This is a genomic window from Enterococcus sp. MMGLQ5-1 (assembly GCF_013155265.1).
Lineage (GTDB): Bacteria > Bacillota > Bacilli > Lactobacillales > Streptococcaceae > MMGLQ5-1.
Window position 1 is genome coordinate 52,652 of record NZ_JABJXU010000008.1, and the last position, 18,293, is coordinate 70,944.

19 protein-coding genes are annotated in these 18,293 nt (G+C 36.3%); 15 read left to right on the top strand and 4 right to left on the bottom strand.

All coding sequences use genetic code 11. From position 1 onward, the window contains the following. The first annotated feature begins 22 nt into the window (after window positions 1–22). The 15 genes from mutM (at window position 23) to ytpR (ending at window position 14,152) form a co-directional block, all read left to right on the top strand. Window positions 23–850, top strand: coding sequence for a DNA-formamidopyrimidine glycosylase (gene mutM / locus HOY35_RS09100; protein WP_172212728.1), 828 nt, complete (start codon window positions 23–25; stop codon window positions 848–850). Window positions 851–890: 40 nt separating this feature from the next. After that, window positions 891–1,481, top strand: a complete 591-nt coding sequence (coaE, locus tag HOY35_RS09105; protein ID WP_172212727.1) for a dephospho-CoA kinase — start codon at window positions 891–893, stop codon at window positions 1,479–1,481. Next, entirely contained in the window at window positions 1,481–2,686 is a 1,206-nt protein-coding gene (locus tag HOY35_RS09110; RefSeq protein ID WP_172212819.1) for a multidrug efflux MFS transporter, read from the top strand. Before coaE ends, HOY35_RS09110 begins: the two co-directional genes overlap by 1 nt. Then, window positions 2,686–2,832, top strand: coding sequence for a 50S ribosomal protein L33 (gene rpmG, locus HOY35_RS09115; protein ID WP_172212726.1), 147 nt, complete (start codon window positions 2,686–2,688; stop codon window positions 2,830–2,832). The genes HOY35_RS09110 and rpmG overlap by 1 nt, the downstream gene beginning before the upstream one ends. Window positions 2,833–2,995: 163 nt before the next feature. Beyond that, the gene (locus HOY35_RS09120; RefSeq protein ID WP_172212725.1) at window positions 2,996–3,274 is read left to right on the top strand and encodes a DUF1507 family protein; all 279 of its coding nucleotides are present in this window, start codon (window positions 2,996–2,998) and stop codon (window positions 3,272–3,274) included. Continuing rightward, window positions 3,274–4,479, top strand: coding sequence for an FtsW/RodA/SpoVE family cell cycle protein (locus tag HOY35_RS09125; RefSeq protein WP_172212724.1), 1,206 nt, complete (start codon window positions 3,274–3,276; stop codon window positions 4,477–4,479). Before HOY35_RS09120 ends, HOY35_RS09125 begins: the two co-directional genes overlap by 1 nt. A gap of 413 nt (window positions 4,480–4,892) precedes the next feature. Then, complete coding sequence (locus tag HOY35_RS09130) at window positions 4,893–8,318, top strand: pyruvate carboxylase (protein WP_172212723.1); 3,426 nt, start codon at window positions 4,893–4,895, stop codon at window positions 8,316–8,318. 435 nt (window positions 8,319–8,753) lie between these two features. After that, window positions 8,754–8,954, top strand: coding sequence for a helix-turn-helix transcriptional regulator (locus HOY35_RS09135; RefSeq protein ID WP_172212817.1), 201 nt, complete (start codon window positions 8,754–8,756; stop codon window positions 8,952–8,954). A 5-nt stretch (window positions 8,955–8,959) separates the two neighbouring features. Next, window positions 8,960–9,493, top strand: coding sequence for a hypothetical protein (locus HOY35_RS09140; protein ID WP_172212722.1), 534 nt, complete (start codon window positions 8,960–8,962; stop codon window positions 9,491–9,493). Then, window positions 9,480–10,058: a DUF3267 domain-containing protein gene (locus tag HOY35_RS09145; protein WP_172212721.1), complete on the top strand. Its 579-nt coding sequence runs from the start codon at window positions 9,480–9,482 to the stop codon at window positions 10,056–10,058. Before HOY35_RS09140 ends, HOY35_RS09145 begins: the two co-directional genes overlap by 14 nt. 211 nt (window positions 10,059–10,269) lie before the next feature. After that, window positions 10,270–11,457: an elongation factor Tu gene (gene tuf, locus HOY35_RS09150; protein WP_172212720.1), complete on the top strand. Its 1,188-nt coding sequence runs from the start codon at window positions 10,270–10,272 to the stop codon at window positions 11,455–11,457. Between the two features lie 142 nt (window positions 11,458–11,599). Beyond that, the gene (locus HOY35_RS09155; RefSeq protein WP_172212719.1) at window positions 11,600–12,733 is read left to right on the top strand and encodes a sugar MFS transporter; all 1,134 of its coding nucleotides are present in this window, start codon (window positions 11,600–11,602) and stop codon (window positions 12,731–12,733) included. A gap of 161 nt (window positions 12,734–12,894) precedes the next feature. Continuing rightward, window positions 12,895–13,206, top strand: coding sequence for a hypothetical protein (locus HOY35_RS09160; RefSeq protein ID WP_172212718.1), 312 nt, complete (start codon window positions 12,895–12,897; stop codon window positions 13,204–13,206). Beyond that, window positions 13,199–13,519, top strand: coding sequence for a thioredoxin family protein (locus HOY35_RS09165; RefSeq protein WP_172212717.1), 321 nt, complete (start codon window positions 13,199–13,201; stop codon window positions 13,517–13,519). Before HOY35_RS09160 ends, HOY35_RS09165 begins: the two co-directional genes overlap by 8 nt. Window positions 13,520–13,522: 3 nt before the next feature. After that, a complete protein-coding gene (ytpR, locus tag HOY35_RS09170; RefSeq protein ID WP_172212716.1) occupies window positions 13,523–14,152 on the top strand; it encodes a YtpR family tRNA-binding protein in 630 nt (209 codons plus the stop codon). An 84-nt stretch (window positions 14,153–14,236) separates the two neighbouring features. On the opposite strand, the gene nrdF is transcribed toward ytpR, so the two are convergent. The 4 genes from nrdF to nrdH are packed head-to-tail and all read right to left on the bottom strand — an operon-like array spanning window position 14,237 to window position 18,009. After that, complete coding sequence (nrdF, locus tag HOY35_RS09175) at window positions 14,237–15,220, bottom strand: class 1b ribonucleoside-diphosphate reductase subunit beta (RefSeq protein ID WP_172212715.1); 984 nt, start codon at window positions 15,218–15,220, stop codon at window positions 14,237–14,239. A 31-nt stretch (window positions 15,221–15,251) separates the two neighbouring features. Further along, the gene (gene nrdE, locus HOY35_RS09180; protein ID WP_172212714.1) at window positions 15,252–17,411 is read right to left on the bottom strand and encodes a class 1b ribonucleoside-diphosphate reductase subunit alpha; all 2,160 of its coding nucleotides are present in this window, start codon (window positions 17,409–17,411) and stop codon (window positions 15,252–15,254) included. Further along, a complete protein-coding gene (gene nrdI, locus HOY35_RS09185; protein ID WP_172212713.1) occupies window positions 17,408–17,782 on the bottom strand; it encodes a class Ib ribonucleoside-diphosphate reductase assembly flavoprotein NrdI in 375 nt (124 codons plus the stop codon). The genes nrdE and nrdI overlap by 4 nt, the downstream gene beginning before the upstream one ends. Next, complete coding sequence (gene nrdH, locus HOY35_RS09190; RefSeq protein WP_172212712.1) at window positions 17,782–18,009, bottom strand: glutaredoxin-like protein NrdH; 228 nt, start codon at window positions 18,007–18,009, stop codon at window positions 17,782–17,784. Before nrdH ends, nrdI begins: the two co-directional genes overlap by 1 nt. Window positions 18,010–18,293 lie beyond the last annotated feature (284 nt).

Below are 18,293 nucleotides of genomic sequence, written 5' to 3' on the forward strand. Positions count from 1 at the left end.
ACAGAAAAAGAGGAGGTTATTAATGCCTGAATTACCAGAGGTTGAAGCAGTCAAAGAAGGACTTAATCAGTTAGTTCATCATAAAACCATTCAATCAATTGAGGTTTTATGGGATAACCTAATCCTTGGCGATACCGTTCTATTTAAAGAAATGTTAATTAATCAACAAATTGAATCAGTTGCTCGAAGAGGCAAGTTTTTAATTATTAATTTAACTGACTACCAGCTGATCAGTCATTTGAGAATGGAAGGTAAATATGATTATTATCGTGCTGAAATCCCAGCAAATAAGCATAATCATGTATTCTTTCATTTTACTGATGGTACAAGTCTAGTTTATAATGATGTCCGAAAATTCGGTCGATTACAATTGGTTAATAAGGGTATGGCGCTAAAGCAACCCAATCTGAGAAAGCTCGGACCTGAGCCTTTAGGTGAAGCGTTTACCTTGAGCTACTTTAGCCATGCTTTAAAAAAGTCTCGTGGTCTTTTAAAGCCTGTTTTACTAGCGCAAAACGTTGTAGTTGGGCTGGGTAATATCTATGTGGATGAAAGCTTATGGCAGGCTCAGCTTCATCCTAAGCTTGAAGCTAGTCATTTAACGAATAAGCAATATCAAAAGCTACACCATGCAATCATTTCTGTTTTAGCTCTTGCTGTTGAAATGGGCGGATCAACGATTCGGACCTATAAGAACGCGCTCGGAGAGGCTGGAAAATTTCAGCAGCAATTAAATGTTTATGGTCGAACAGGCTTACCTTGTCATCGTTGCGGCACGCCAATTGAAAAAATCAAACTTGGTGGCAGAGGGACACATTTTTGTCCGCATTGCCAACAACTGAAGGCCTAGTAATTTCTATGATTATATTTGACAGATGAACGGAGGTCTTATGGTTTATTGTGTCGGTTTAACAGGTGGCATCGCTACTGGTAAGTCAACAGTTGCTCAAATTATAGCTGAATACTATCCGGTTATTGATGCGGATCAAATAGTTTTTGAAATGCAGCAAAAGGGTGGTCAAGCGCTAGAATTAATTGTTGGGCAATGGGGTACTGGTGTTTTGACAGAAGCTGGGGCATTGGATCGCACCGAACTGGGCAGTATTATTTTTAGTGACGCTGCTGAACGTAAAAAATTGGACGAATTACTTGATCCGCTAATCCGTTCTGAAATCAGCAATCAAATTGCTAAGCATCAAAGCGAAGACTTGGTCTTTGTTGATATTCCACTTTTATATGAGCAAAGCTATCAGGATTTATTTAAAGAGATTTGGGTTGTTTATTTACCAGAGTCGATTCAGTTGGAACGCCTGATGCGGCGTGATCATTTAGCTGATTTCAAGGCCAAGCAAAGAATCGCTTCACAGCTTCCGATTGAAGTAAAGGCAACATTAGCAGATGTAGTGATTGATAATTCAAAATCACTGACCGAAACCAGATCAGCTGTTATGGCTGAATTAGAAAGATTGGAGGCGTATTAATTGAAGTAAATTGGAAACAAAATTTATGGATTGCATGGATTGGCACCTTTTTCACAGGTGCAAGCTTTAGTTTGGTGATGCCATTTATGCCGATTTATATTGAAAAGCTGGGTGTGCCAAAGGATAGGGTAGAATTATACTCAGGCCTAGCAATTAGTATTTCAGCCTTAGCCTCAGGCTTGGTTGCGCCAATTTGGGGTAGACTGGCTGACCAAAAAGGACGCAAGCTAATGATGATTCGAGCCAGCTTTGTTATGACCTTTACGATGGGCGGCTTAGCCTTTGTTCCGAATGTCACTTGGCTTTTGATTTTGCGCTTACTGAATGGATTGTTTGCGGGCTACATACCTAATGCAACTGCCTTGATTGCCTCGCAGACGCCTAAGGAGAGGTCTGGCTATGCGCTTGGCACTTTATCTACTGGTTTAGTCGGAGGGACCTTGTTAGGCCCATTGCTTGGTGGTGTTTTGGCACAGACCTTTGGTATTGAAAATGTATTTATAATAACTGGCTTTATGCTATTACTTGTCCTTTTACTTACAATTTTTAAGGTTCAAGAAGATTTTGAACCAATTAAACGTAGTGAATTACAGTCTACAAAAGCCATTTTTAAGCAAATCAAACATAAAAATATACTTTTTTCTTTATTTATAACAAGTTTAATTATCCAAGTTGCCGTTCAAAGTATCGCACCAATTTTGACGCTTTATATTCGTGAGCTTTCTGGTAATCCAGCAAATATCCTATTTATAAGTGGCTTAATTGTTTCCCTAGTCGGTGTTTCAGCAATGATTTCATCACCCTTTTTAGGTAGACTAGGTGACAAATATGGTAACCATCGTTTATTAGTAGCGGGCTTGGTTTTCTGCCTTTTAGTCTTTTTGCCGATGGCTTTTGTTAAAACGCCTTTTCAGTTAGGCTTCTTACGCTTTTTATTGGGGTTTGGAACTGGCGCATTAATGCCAAGCGTCAATGCAATTTTAACTAAGATTGTACCAGAAAGCGGGATTAGTCGTATCTTTAGTTATAACCAAATGTTTACTAATTTTGGTCAGGTGATGGGGCCGCTAGTCGGCTCCATTGTTTCAGGCTATTTCGGCTATGCAAGTGTCTTTATAGCTACTTCAATTATTTTATTATTTAATGTAATCTTAATTATAATCAATTTTGGGAAACGTTTAAAACAGAGGGAAATTAATAGCTGATGCGGGTTAAAATTAATTTGAAATGTACAAGCTGTGGTCGAGTGAATTATATTAGCTCAAAAAATAAAGCAAATAATCAAGAAAAAATAGTTACAAATAAATATTGTCCGAACGAACGAAAAGTGACCGTTCACCAAGAGGTATAAAATAATTAGCTTAATTTAACCTTTAATTTTTAAAAAAATCATCTTATATGTGGGAAATGTGGTATAATTGAAGTCATTTAAAGCATTTACAAATTATTAATTAACTGATAAAAATGAGATATCCTTTGATATGGTAATTTTATCAAGTGGGAGGATTATAATAATGGCAATATTAAATCAGGCTGAAGCTCGCGAAGTGCTTTTTCAGGATGCAGAGAAAATTAAACAAATTATTGAAAATAAAAATAATGTTAATTGTATTGCACAATGCAAAGCATTTGAGGAAGTTTTAGATACCCATATGTATGGTTTTTCAAAGGAGGTTGATTTTGCGGTACGTCTAAACCTACTATCCCGCACTGAAGGCCAACAGCTAATGGCTGAATTAGAAAGACAGCTTAATCAAATGTATAATGATATTTATGAGGAGTACGAAGATTAATGCCTAGCTCAAAAATCAAAAAAATACATTTGTTAGACTATTCTATTTTAGTACCTTATTTTGTGCTTTCTTTGATTGGTTTGATTATGGTTTATTCATCAACAGGCTCAAATTTGATTGAAGTTGGCGCCAATTCAATGTCTTCGGTCATTAAGCAGTCACTTTTTTGGATTGTGAGTCTTTTTCTAATTTTTATTGTTTACCGCTTAAAGCTAACCTTCTTAAAAAATGAAGTTGTCATGTTAATTGTAATGCTAGTTGAGGGCGTTCTCTTAGTATTAACACGCTTATTTGCAGAGGTTACGAATGGTGCAGCTGGCTGGCTATATATCGGAAGCTTCAGCATTCAGCCAGCAGAATATTTGAAAATCATCCTAATATGGTTTTTAGCCTTTGTTTTTTCTCGTCGTCAGGAAAATATTGCGTATGATGGCATGTTTGCGTTGACGAAGGGCAAATTAAAACTAACTGATTGGCGTGTTTTAACCAGTATTATGATTTTACTGGTTGCGATTCAACCAGATATGGGTAATGCAGTTATTTTAATCCTAATTACATTAGTAATGGTTTTTGCTAGCGGCATTAATTATCGCTGGGCTTACTTTACTACAGGAATTGCCGTTGTTTTTAGTATCTTTTTCATTAAATTTGTTGAAATTACTAATGGTAAGTTTATCCCAAGATATATCTATGCACGATTTAATGCCTTTACTAATCCCTTTAAGGATTTACAAGGAGATGGGCTGCAGCTCGCCAATTCCTATTATGCGATTAATAATGGCGGTTGGTTTGGTCGCGGCTTAGGAAATAGCATTGAGAAAAAAGGCTATTTACCGGAGGCGCACACAGACTTTATTTTTTCCATTGTAATTGAGGAGCTGGGCTTATTAGGTGGCATATTAATCTTAGTTATTCTGATTTTTCTGATATTAAGAATTATTCAAGTCGGTATCAGAAGCTACGATCCGTTCAATTCGATGATGGCAATTGGTATTGGCGGGATGTTCCTGATTCAGCTATTTATTAATTTGGGTGGTATTTCTGGCTTAATTCCAAGTACAGGTGTTACCTTCCCATTTCTGTCACAGGGTGGAAATAATCTACTGGTTCTGGGGGTCGCAGTCGCTTTTGTTTTAAATATATCGGCTAGCGAAAAGAAAGAGAGAATTCTCTATAATAGTGGTTATATTAATAATGAATATTAATTATAAAAGACAGCTGATGTAGTAATTACATCAGCTGTCTTTTGAAATACAGAAGCAGATTAATTTTAAATTATTAATTATACATTGCAGACTGTTAAAAACGAACAGCCCATTTTTTTTTTCGCTAAATTTTCGGAAAATTTAAACATTTTCATAATAAGTTTGATAAAATAGAAAAAGCAATGAAATTAATGATTATATCAGCCTGAGTTGACGACGTTCAAGATTGGATTGCTTATAATTAATTAATCGTAATTTTTATAAAATTTTTAGTTATTAATTAATGTAGTAAATTATTTTTGATAAATAAAACATCAAAAACAGAGTTTATTGTTTGTGTTAATTTAAATTTAGTTTTATATTTACTATTACGATTACCCTTAAATATTAAATGCTGTGGAGGAGTACACTTGATGAAAAAAGTTTTAGTCGCCAATCGTGGCGAAATCGCAATTCGAGTATTTAGAGCATGTAGTGAGTTAGGTATTAAGACGGTCGCTGTTTATGCCCAAGAAGATGAGTATTCAGTTCATCGTTTTAAAGCGGATGAAGCTTATTTGATTGGTGAAGGCAAAAAACCGATTGATGCTTATTTGGATATTGAGTCTATTATCCAAGTTGCTAAGGATTCGGGTGCCGAAGCAATCCATCCAGGTTACGGGCTCCTTTCAGAAAATATTGATTTTGCAAGAAGAGTTGACGAGGAAGGTCTTATTTTTATTGGACCAAGTCTGCATCATTTAGATATCTTTGGTGATAAAATTAAGGCTAAGGAGGCATCGGTTGACGCAGGTGTGCAATCGATCCCAGGGACAGATGGACCAGTTGAAAGTGTTGAAGAGGTTTTAGCATTTGGTAGTACCTATGGCTACCCGATTATGATTAAAGCAGCCTTAGGTGGTGGCGGTCGTGGTATGCGTGTGGCGCACAATGAAGACGAAGCACGTGATGGCTACGCTCGTGCCAAAAGTGAAGCAAAGTCGGCATTTGGTAATGATGAGGTCTACGCTGAAAAATATATCAGTAATCCAAAGCATATTGAAGTCCAAATATTAGGTGATAAGCATGGTAATGTTGTTCATTTATATGAGCGTGATTGCTCGGTACAACGTCGTCACCAAAAGGTGGTCGAGGTTGCCCCTAGTATCTCTTTAGGTGAAAAGCTACGCCATCAAATTTGTGATGCAGCTGTTCAGCTAATGAAACACGTTGGTTATGTCAATGCTGGAACTGTTGAATTTTTAGTTGAAGGGGATAATTTTTATTTTATTGAAGTGAATCCACGCGTTCAGGTTGAGCATACCATTACTGAAATGATTACAGGAGTAGATATTGTAACCGCACAAATCCTAATTGCCGAAGGCAAGGATTTGCATCAGGATATTGAAATTCCTGAACAGAGTAAGATTCCATTACTTGGTGCGGCTATCCAGTGTCGAATTACGACGGAGGATCCACAAAATAATTTCTTACCGGATACTGGTAAAATTGATACTTACCGCTCTCCAGGAGGCTTTGGCGTTCGCTTGGATGTTGGTAATGCCTATTCAGGCTATGAGGTAACACCATTCTTTGATTCATTACTTGTAAAGGTTATTACACATGCCAAAACATTTAAAGAAGCAATCAAAATTATGGAGCGCTGTTTACGTGAATTCAGAATTCGTGGTGTTAAAACGAATATTCCATTTTTACAAAATGTGATTCAATCGCCAGAATTTGTTTCTGGTGATGCTAAGACGACCTTTATCGATCAAACACCAAGTCTATTTAAATTTTCTAGAGTACGTGATCGTGGTAATAAGACAATGAAATACATTGGAAATATCACAGTCAACGGCTTCCCGGGGATTGAAAATAGAACCAAGAAGCATTATGCAGAGCCTAGAATTCCCAATGATTTAAATATTAAAAAAATTGAAACAGCTAAGAATGTTTTAGATGAGGCTGGCGCTGAGGCAGTTGTTGATTTTGTAAAGGATCAGAAAAATGTGCTTTTAACGGACACGACTTTCCGTGATGCACATCAAAGCTTACTTGCAACGCGTGTTCGTACTAACGAATTTAAGAAAATTGCTAAGGTGACTGGCGAAGGTATCCCAGAATTATTCTCATCTGAAATGTGGGGTGGTGCTACCTTTGACGTTGCCTACCGTTTCTTAAGTGAAGATCCTTGGGAAAGATTACGTGTATTAAGAAAATTGATGCCGAATACGCTTTTCCAAATGCTATTTAGAGGGTCAAATGCAGTTGGCTATCAGAATTATCCTGATAATGTGCTTGAAGCCTTCATTAAGGAGTCTGCAAAGCAGGGAATTGATGTTTTCCGTATTTTTGATAGCTTGAACTGGGTGCCACAAATGGAGAAATCGATTCAAGCGGTTCGGGATACAGGTAAAATCGCTGAAGCGACTATTTGTTACACTGGTGATATTTTAGACCCAAGCCGTCCAAAATATTCAATTTCTTACTATAAAGAATTGGCTAAGGAATTAGAAAAAACAGGCGCACATATGATTGCAATTAAGGATATGGCTGGTTTATTGAAACCTCAAGCAGCCTATCGCCTAATCAGTGAATTAAAAGAAGCGGTTGATGTGCCAATTCACTTACATACGCATGATACTGCGGGTAACGGTATTATCACTTATTCTGCAGCAGTCAAGGCTGGTGTTGACATTGTTGATGTGGCAATGGGTGCGATGAGTAGTGGCACAAGTCAACCAAGCTTGGGTAGCCTTTATTATGCCTTATTAAATGGTGGTCGTGCACCAGAGATTGACATGAAGAATGTGCAAAAAATCAATCATTACTGGGAAGATGTCCGTCAATATTACCGTCCATTCGATAACGGCTTGACAAGTCCCTCAACTGAGGTTTATCTACATGAAATGCCAGGTGGGCAGTATTCTAATCTACAGCAGCAGGCTAAAGCCGTTGGCTTAGGTCATCAATTCGACGAAATCAAAGAAATGTACCATACTGTAAATATGATGTTTGGTGACATTATTAAGGTAACACCTTCTTCTAAAGTGGTTGGTGATATGGCGCTCTTCATGGTACAGAATAATCTGACTGAGCAGGATATTTATGATAAGGGAGCAAGCTTAAGTTTCCCAGAGTCAGTTATTAGCTTCTTTAGAGGTGATTTAGGGCAGCCTGTTGGTGGCTTCCCTAAAAAATTACAAGAGATTATTCTTAAGGGTAAGGCACCATTAGATGATCGTCCTGGTAAATTTGCGACACCTGTTAATTTTGATGAGGTTGCTGAAGCCTTAAAAGAAAAAATTGGTTATGCGCCAAGTCAGGCCGAAGTCTTAAGCTATTTAATGTATCCACAAGTCTTCTTAGACTATACGAAAATGCAAGAGCAATACGGCACAGTAACTCTATTGGATACCCCAACCTTCTTTAAAGGTATTCGCCTTGGTGAAACAGTTGAAGTCGAGATTGAATCAGGTAAAAACTTAATTATTCGACTTGATGAAATTGGTGAACCAGACTTAGAAGGTAATCGTGTATTATTCTTTAACTTAAATGGTCAGCGTCGAGAAATTGTGGTCAAAGACAATAATGTTAAATCAAGCGTGGTGGCTAAACGCAAGGCAGAGCCAACTAATCGAGAACAAATCGGTGCAACAATGCCCGGTTCAGTGCTTCAAATCAATGTTAAAAAAGGTGATAAGGTCCGTAAGGGACAAGCCTTAATGGTGACAGAAGCGATGAAGATGGAAACAACGATTGAAGCCCATTTCGATGCTGAAATCGTCGCTATTCACGTCGAAGAAGGCGAAGCGATTACCGCCGGTGACTTATTGATAGAGCTCAACGAGCTATAAGCATCGAAATGTAGGGCCCCGAAAAATGTTTACATTTTTTGGGAGAGGAGAAAAAACGAAATGATAGTCAGCCGAAGTCTGACGCAAATGTAGTTTCTTTCGACGAGATGCTGAAATCGTCGCTATTCACGTCGAAGAAGGCGAAGCGATTACCGCCGGTGACTTATTGATAGAGCTCAACGAGCTATAAAAATTATTAACTATATTATAAAAAATAGTAACTGAGATAATTTGGTATGGATTTCCAAAAGTTTGATTTTGTTCTAACTTCTGGAAATCCATACCTTTTTATCTCATTATTATATACTGAAGCCTATATTTTTATGATTGACAAGTTAAAAAGTAAAATATATAATATTTATGTCAAATATAAATGACATTTATCTATTATATAAGACAAAAATAAAAAATGGGAGTGTTGAATAGATGACCGAAATAAATCGTGTCAAGCTTTACCGGATGCAGCTGGGCCTCTCTCAACAAGCCTTGGCCAAGCTGGTTGGCGTTACTCGTCAAACAATTAATATGATTGAAAATGACAAGTATAATCCGACATTGCAACTTTGTCTCAATATTGCGCACGCGTTAGAGACAGATTTAAATACTCTATTTTGGCAAATTGATAAAAAGGAATGATGATTATGAAAAAATGGGAAAATAATTTTGTAAAAATGAGTCTGGGTATCATCACTGATTTGGATGAAAGACAAGCGTATGAAATTTATTTTAGAGCGACAATCGGATATTGTTTATCAATGATGGTAATGTCTATCGTTGCAATACTAAATACAATTATTGCGAATATTGGACAGTCTGACGGTCTCATATTTCCATTCTCCTCTATTTTTTTAGGTATCTCTGTCTTATTAATTGGTTTTTATGTTGAAGTGAAAATTAAAAAGGAAATAAAAGTAATTGAAGTTACTGATAAAAACGAATATCTTCGCGTCAAAAAATCATTATTAGGGTTAAGTTTGGTGACTGGATTTTCTGGCATGATAGCTGCTTTTATTCTTGGTATGATTGCAGTGATGACCATCTCAATTCCGATTATATTCATGGTGATTCAAACAATTATTTTAGGTATTATTTGTTACTTTGTTCAATATCTTGATTGGAATAAACGAATTGTGATAATCGATTTAAAAGGTGATGCAGACGATGAAGAATACTAAACATTTACAGCTTATCAAACGTGTTGATATTTTGGAAAATCGGAGGACGGTCATTTATCTCAACTTACTGACAATTCCTTTATTAATCATATTTGTATTTATCTTTAAATTAATTGTAGATTTAACACGAATGCTATTTGTAGAGAATAGTAATATTTCATTCATGAATTTTTTCGCGTTTGCGATGTTCTTGATTATTAGCTTAATTATTCACGAATTAATCCATGGTTTATTTTTTAAAATATTTAATCCACAAGGCAAGCTGAAATTTGGTTTCAAAAGTGGTATGCTTTATGCTTCAAGTGTTGATTCTTATTATTCCAAAATCCAAGCAATCCTAATTTTAATGGCACCCTTTACAATTTTGACGGTTTTATATAGTCTTTTGTTTTTTTTACAGATTATGACACCACTTTTTTATATCTCAATTGCTGCACTTCATGGTAGTGGTTGTATTGGCGATTTTTGGTTTACTTACCTGCTTTTGAAATCCCCTAAAAATATTGTAATGTGTGATACTAAAGTTGGTATTGATATTTATTTGGTAAAAGAAGCTAGTAATTAATAACGAGGCTTAGAAAAAAGTCTAATGTTTTGAGTTATTCATATGAAAATACAGAAAATAGCTAAAATTATCAAAGTTTTTAAGGGTTTAAGGTTGAACATTTGGAAAATTAAGTTATAATAGAAAAAGTGAAGATTAGAGATAATGACCTTTTATGCGGTAAAACTAATCTCAACTACTATTTTTTTAACCACAGGAGGTTTTTTACAAAATGGCAAAAGAAAAATATGATCGCAGTAAACCACACGTTAATATTGGTACTATCGGACACGTTGACCATGGTAAAACTACGTTAACAGCTGCAATCTCTAAAGTATTAGCTGATGCACAAGGTAAACAAGCAACTGACTTTGCTTCTATCGATGCTGCACCAGAAGAACGCGAACGCGGTATTACAATCAATACAGCTCACGTTGAATATGAAACAGCTAAACGTCACTATGCGCATATCGATGCCCCAGGTCACGCGGACTACGTTAAAAACATGATCACTGGTGCGGCTCAAATGGACGGTGCAATCTTAGTAGTATCTGCTACAGATGGTCCTATGCCACAAACACGTGAACATATCCTTTTATCTCGTCAAGTAGGTGTTAAATACCTTATTGTTTTCTTAAACAAGGTTGACTTAGTAGACGACGAAGAATTATTAGAATTAGTTGAAATGGAAGTTCGTGATTTATTATCTGAATACGATTTCCCAGGCGACGATACACCAGTTATTGCTGGTTCAGCTCTTGGTGCACTTAATGGTGAACAACAATGGGTTGATAAGGTTATGGAATTAATGGATACTGTTGATGAGTATATCCCAACTCCAGAACGTGATACTGACAAACCATTATTAATGCCAGTCGAAGATGTATTCTCAATCACTGGTCGTGGTACTGTTGCTTCAGGACGTATTGACCGTGGTCAAGTTAAAACGAATGATGAAATTGAAATCGTTGGTATTGCACCTGAAACACGTAAAGCTGTCGTTACAGGAATTGAAATGTTCCGTAAAACTTTGGATTACGGTGAAGCAGGGGATAACGTAGGGATTCTTTTACGTGGTATCCAACGTGATGAAATCCAACGTGGTCAAGTTATTGCGAAACCAGGTTCAATTACACCTCATACTAAATTTAAAGGTGAAATCTACGTATTATCAAAAGAAGAAGGTGGACGTCATACACCATTCTTCACAAACTACCGTCCTCAGTTCTACTTCCGTACAACTGACGTAACTGGTAATATCCAATTGCCAGCTGACGTTGAAATGGTAATGCCTGGTGATAACGTTACAATCGACGTTGAATTAATTCACCCAATCGCCGTTGAAAAAGGAACTACATTCTCTATCCGTGAAGGTGGACGTACTGTTGGTTCTGGTATTGTTACTGAAATCGAAGCTTAATTTTAAATTTCGCTTTTCAAACCGTTTAGACGTAATTGTCTAGGCGGTTTTTTTGTTGGCTGCTTGACAGTTCACTGAATCGTTGGCTATAGTGGAAGTTAGTGATGAAAAGGGTTACTTGATAGATTAGGAGTATCAGACAATGGTAAAACAGCATAAATTACAGTTAACATTATTGATTTTTTTAATATTTATTTCACTTGGCTTACCTGATTCAATTATGGGGAGTGGTTGGCCGAGTATCCGTTCCGATTTTGATTTACAAGCGCGAGATATTAGCATTTATACCTCTGTTGGCTTGATTTTTTCAATTATTACCAGTTATTTTTATCCATTTTTGACCAAATATTTAAGCTTAAAGCAAATTATCATATTAAGCATTAGTGCAGTCGTTATTGGACTTGGGCTAATCAGCATTGTGCCTAATGCCTTGTTATTATTTTTAGCATTTCCCTTTTTAGGCATGGGACAAGGGGCAATTGATGTTGCGGTTAATATTTTTGCCGCTAAAAATTTTTCAAAGCGGACAATGAGCTTCTTACACGGCTTCTACGGTGTGGGTGCAAGCTTATCTAGTCTGTTCGTGGCGATTTTTTTAAAAACAGCTTTCGGCTGGCGTGGGGCTACAGTAATCATTTTAGTTTGCCAATTAGTTATTTTATTGTCAGTTGTGTTGAATGGTAAGCTTTTTATTGAGAAAAAAGAAGAGATTGATGTGACGCAAAAAATGGCGAGAGTCGTATTAAATTTTCGCCATTATTTAGGGCCATTATTCTATTTATTTTATGGCATTGAATTAGTTGTCGGCAGCTTTTTATCTACTTATATGAAAGAAGTACATCATTTGTCAGGCTCACAATCAGCAGGCATGACAGCGATATTTCTTTTCGCATTGACATTGGGACGTTTTACAAATGGCTTGGTGACGCATCGTTTAACAGAAACGCGTATTTTGCAAATGCAATTTATTTGCAGTATTTTTGGTATCGTACTCTTGCCCGCACAACCAACGATTGCTTCATTCTTAATTGGTTACGGTTTTTCAGTGCTATTTCCGATGCTGATGAGTATGCCACATCAGCATTACGAAGAAGTAATTGCAAATCGGATTGTTAATTTACAGATGACCTTCGCAAATATTGGTATTCTAGTCTTACCTGTACTATTTGGCTTCCTGATTCAGGCAATTGGTTTTCAGTATTTTCCGTTATTATTGAGTATCAATATCATAATATTAATTATGATTGTGATCGGTGTTGTTAGAGCAAAAGGCTAATTGACTCGAATTGATTAATTTAATTATTAATTTATAACGTTTTCTTATCATTTAGATTGGTTTGCGAATTGGCTCATTCATGCTAGAATAATATTATAAGTAAAAATGATTGCTAGGTATCTTATTGTGAGACAATCCGTAGATTAGATTGGAGTGAATAGATGAAAAAAAGAACGAAATTTGGTTTAGTTGTTGGTACGTCGGCATTGGTAACAGGTATTGCAATTTATCAGGTTAGGCAGCGGGCAAAGCGACAACGAGCGAGAGCACTTGAAAAAATGAATCGTTACTTTGATGATCAAGGCGTTATCATCACTTCATGGATATACGAAGAAGTTGCTTTAGATGAAGCAACCCCAATTTTTAAAGGTGGGATTATTGTTGAGGTTGACCATGAGCCGCAGACCTTCGAATTTACAATTAACGCAAATACTTTAGAAATTATTGGAATTGAGGCAGTTAAGGATGATTAAACCAAAGTCTTATGAAGAAATTGCGCAGTCTATTGAAAATGGACAGAATATCTTATTTTTTACGGCTGCCTGGTGTGGTGATTGTCGTTTTATCAAGCCATTAATGCCAGAAATTGAGGCTGAGCATCCTGAGTTTAAGTTTATTGAGATTGATCGTGATCAATTTATGGATTTAGCGGTTAAATGGGATATTTTCGGTATTCCAAGCTTTGTGGTGATTAAAGATGGCAAGGAAATCGGTCGCTTAGTCAATAAGGCACGTAAGACGAAGGCAGAAATAACAAAATTTATTGAAGAATTAGGAGTCGAATAAATCGTGATTGTAACTTATAATCCTGAGCATGTTGGAGATGTTTTAATGGTAATTGTGGCAAATGATCAAAAAGAGGCGGTTGATTTTGAAAGAAAAGGCGATTTAGCACGAATTTTTCTTCAATCTTCGAATCAAACGGTTGGCTGGAATTTATTTAATGCCAGTGAACATTTAGCTGATTTAGCTGGTAACGGGCAAATCCTTTTGACTGAAGCGCAGCTTGCCAAAATGAATCAGCTTTTGGCAGACAGTGGCTTTTCAGAGCAATTGACTGCGGATAATCAGCCTAAGATAGTAATCGGCTATGTCGAGTCACTTGAACCACATCCTGATAGTGATCATTTAAATATTGCTCAGGTTGCCATTGGTGAGGCGGTTTTACAAATTGTTGCAGGTGCGCCAAATATTGAGCAGGGTCAAAAGGTAGTGGTCTGCCGTGATGGTGCGATGCTGCCAAATGGTACTTTAATCTTTGCTGGTGAATTACGAGGGATAAAGAGTGAAGGTATGCTTGCAGCAGCGCGTGAGTTATCTCTGCCAAATGCACCGCAAAAGCGTGGTATTTTAGTTTTACCAGCTGAGCTTGAGGTTGGTATTCCATTTGATGCTAAAGCGCATTGGCACACAATATAGTTTTAAAAAGCACATGGACTAACGAATAATCGTTTAATTCATGTGCTTTTTACAGTTTTTAATTAGTCACTCTTCAGCTTTGAACTATGACGAGAAGCCAATCAGATAGTCATCATCGCTCATTGCTTCAACCTCACCAAGTAGGTAGCCATTACCAACCTGCGAGAAGAAGTCATGGTTACTAGTTCCTGTCGAGATGCCGTTCATAACGATTGGATTAACGTCTTGGTCAGTGTCTGGGAACAATGGATCTTGACCGAGATTCATCAAGGCTTTATTAGCATTATAACGTAAGAAGGTTTTTACCTCCTCGGCCCAACCAATTTCTCCATAAAGCTCTTCAGTATAAGCTTCTTCATTTTCATAAAGCTCATAAAGTAAGTTATACATCCAATCCTTTAGCTTTTCTTGTTCCGCCTCAGGTAAGTCGAAGAAGCCAAGCTGAAATTTATAGCCGATATAAGTACCATGTACTGATTCATCACGAATAATCAGTTTAATAATTTCAGCAACATTTGCTAGCTTATTATTGCCTAGATAATAAAGTGGTGTGTAGAAGCCTGAATAAAAGAGAAAGGTTTCTAAGAAAACGCTCGCTACCTTTTTCTCTAAGGCAGAACCAGTTTTATAAATTTCATTGACAATCTTAGCCTTTTTTTGCAAATAAGGATTGGTGTGTGTCCACTCAAAAATTTCATCAATTTCCTTTTTGGTATTCAAGGTTGAAAAGATTGATGAATAGCTTTTAGCATGTACACTTTCCATAAATTGAATATTATTAAAAACGGCTTCTTCATGAGGCGTGCGGATATCACGTCTTAAGGCTTCAATCCCAGACTCAGATTGAACCGTATCTAATAAGGTTAGGCCACCAAAAACATGAGCAACTAAATCTTTTTCTTGCTGTGATAATTTGCGCCAATCATCTAAATCATTAGATAGTGGAATTCGAGTGTCTAACCAAAATTGCTCAGTCAGCTTTTCCCAAGTTGACTTATCGATATTATCCTCGATTTCATTCCAGTTAATTGCTGTATAGTAGGTTTCTTTTAAATTAACTTCGCTCATAATGTCTCCTAAAACTACTGATTGTTAATTGCTAAATGGTACAGCTTTCACACTGATTTGCACCAATCTCGCCACCATCATCTGTGAAGGTACGGATATAGTAAATTGATTTGATGCCTTTATAATAAGCATAATTTCTCAAGATATTGAGATCACGAGTTGTTTGTTTTGTACCTGTTTTCCATTCATAAATGCCCTTAGGAATTTCACTACGGATAAATAGGGTTAATGATAAGCCTTGATCTACATGCTCAGTAGCTGCTGCGTAAACATCAATTACTTTTCGCATATCCATATCATAGGCAGAAGTGTAATAGCTCATCGTATCATTATTTAAAAATGGTGCAGGATAGTAAATTTTTCCAATTTTCTTTTCTTGGCGCTCTTCAATCCGTTGCGTAATTGGATGAATCGAAGCAGAAGTGTCATTGATATAGGAAATAGAGCCGTTTGGTGCTACTGCAAGTCGGTTCTGATGATATAAGCCGTCTTTTTGAATTGCGTCTCTCAGCGCTTCCCAGTCCTCCACAGTTGGTATGTGATGTGCCTCAAATAAATGCTTCACCGTTTCTGATTTTGGCACATAAGCGCCATCAAGATATTTATCGAAATAGCTACCATCTGCATATTTTGATTTTTCAAAGCCGACAAAGCTTTCGCCACGCTCACTGGCAATTTGATTGGATGCTACTAGACTCCAGTAATTTAAAAGCATAAAGTAAATGCTTGTAAATTCAACGGATTCAGCAGAGCCGTATTCAAGCTGATTTTTAGCAAGGAAGGTATGAAGCCCCATTGCGCCTAAGCCAATGGTATGTGCTTCATGATTCCCCTTTTGGATACTAGGTACCGCATCAATATTAGAGTGATCAGTAACATAAGTTAAAGCACGAACCATTGTATCGATTGATTTACCAAAATTAGGAGAGTCCATTAAATTAACAATATTTGTTGAACCTAAATTGCATGAAATATCTGTTCCCATTGTTAAATATTCTTGGCTATCAGAAATAATGCTTGTTTTTTGAACCTGCATGATTTCTGAACAGAGATTACTCATCACAATTTTACCATCAATCGCATTGGCTTTATTTGCAGTATCAATATTAATAACATAAGGATAACCAGATTCTTGTTGCAGCTTAGAAATTTCTTGTTCAAGCTCACGAGCAGAAATCTTCTTTTTACGGATAGCTGGGTTTGCAACTAAGTTGTCATATTCTTTGGTAATATCAATATAGTTAAATGGTATGCCATAGACACGTTCGACAGAGTATGGTGAAAATAAGTACATTTCTTTATTTTCACGAACTAACTCATAAAATTTATCTGGAATGGTCACACCAAGTGACAAGGTTTTTACCCGGACTTTTTCATCAGCATTTTCTTTTTTTGTTGAAAGAAAGGCTAGAATATCTGGATGAAAAACGCTTAAATAAACCACACCGGCACCTTGACGCTGCCCTAATTGGTTAGAGTAGGAAAAGCTGTCCTCAAATAATTTCATCACTGGTACAACGCCACTAGCTGCTTCCTCAATCCCCTTGATCGGACTGCCAGCTTCGCGTAAATTAGATAATGAGATACCAACACCACCACCAATGCGTGAAAGCTGTAATGCTGAATTAATGCTTCTGCCAATTGAATTCATGTCATCTGTTACTTGAATTAAGAAGCAAGAAACCAGTTCGCCACGACGTTTACGACCGGCATTTAGAAATGAAGGCGTTGCAGGCTGGTAACGCTGGTGAATCATCTCGTTAGCCAAGTCTAAAGCTAATGCTTCATCACCATCTGCAAAGTAGAGCGCATTGAAAATGACCCGATCTTCAAGTGTTTCCAAATATTGCTCATTATCGTTGGTTTTTAAAGCGTACTGCGAATAGAATTTATAAGCAGCCATAAAAGACTTGAATTGGAATTGACTTTGATAAACGGTTTGGAAAATTGTTTTAATAAACTCCGATTTATATTGCTTTAAAAATTCAGTTTCAATATAATCCTGTTCAACTAAATAGTCCAATTTTTCTGCTAAAGTATCAAAAACCAGTAAATTTGGTTTGACGTTTTCGTTTAAGAAAGCCTCCAAGGCTTCCTTATCCTTATGTAATGGAATTTGACCGTTGATTGGCCGATTGATTTCATTGTTTAGTCTGAAATAGGTTACATTTTCTAGATTTTTTAAACTCATAAGCGTTCACTTTCCATATTATTAATAATTTTTTGAACATTTGCGACATCAGTAGGTGTACCACTGAATTCAAGTCCGTATAGAACAGGGAGATTGTATTCGGCTGCTAAATCTTTTGCAGTATAAATGAATAAATCTGCAAAATTTTTGTTACCAGTACCAATGATTCCCTTGCAATAGGATAAATTTGTTTCAAATTCTAAAAATTGATTCGCAATTTCGGTCATATCTGGATCATAGGTTGGCACAATTAGAATGTAATTGGTATTAACATTTAAAAAAGGATTGCTAGAAATATCTGAGCTAGCGAATCCTAATTTATTGACAAATCTTCTTGTTTGCCCGGTTAAAGAAAAAAAAATAATTTCCATTAAGCAAGTAATTCTTTCAATTCATTTGGGCGGAATCCAGAAAAGGTTTTATTGCCTGCTTCAATAACTGGTAAAGCTTGGAAGCCGAGTCCTTTAACATAATCAATCATTTCGGGCTGCTCTTCTACATTAATTTCTGTATAGTTAACATGCTTATCATCTAAAAATCTTTTTACCATTTTACATTGCATGCAATTTACCTTTGAGAATACTTTAATATCGTTCATTTTTTATCACCTCTAAAATTTATTAACTGTACTTAGTCTAATGTTTCTAGTAGCTGATGTCAATAATAAAACACTATATATTGTGTTAAAATTAAAAATAAAGACTAAATGTAGTGGTAAACCGCGATTAATAAGACTTTGTCTCTGCTTGAAATTTTCCGCTGCATTTATAAATTAAAAGTTAGCGGGTTAAAAATTTAATTTTATCTTTTTTAAGACGATAGTTATTTTAATTGAGCATATAAATTGACATTTTTGTTATATTTTTTAATTTTTTCTAGCGA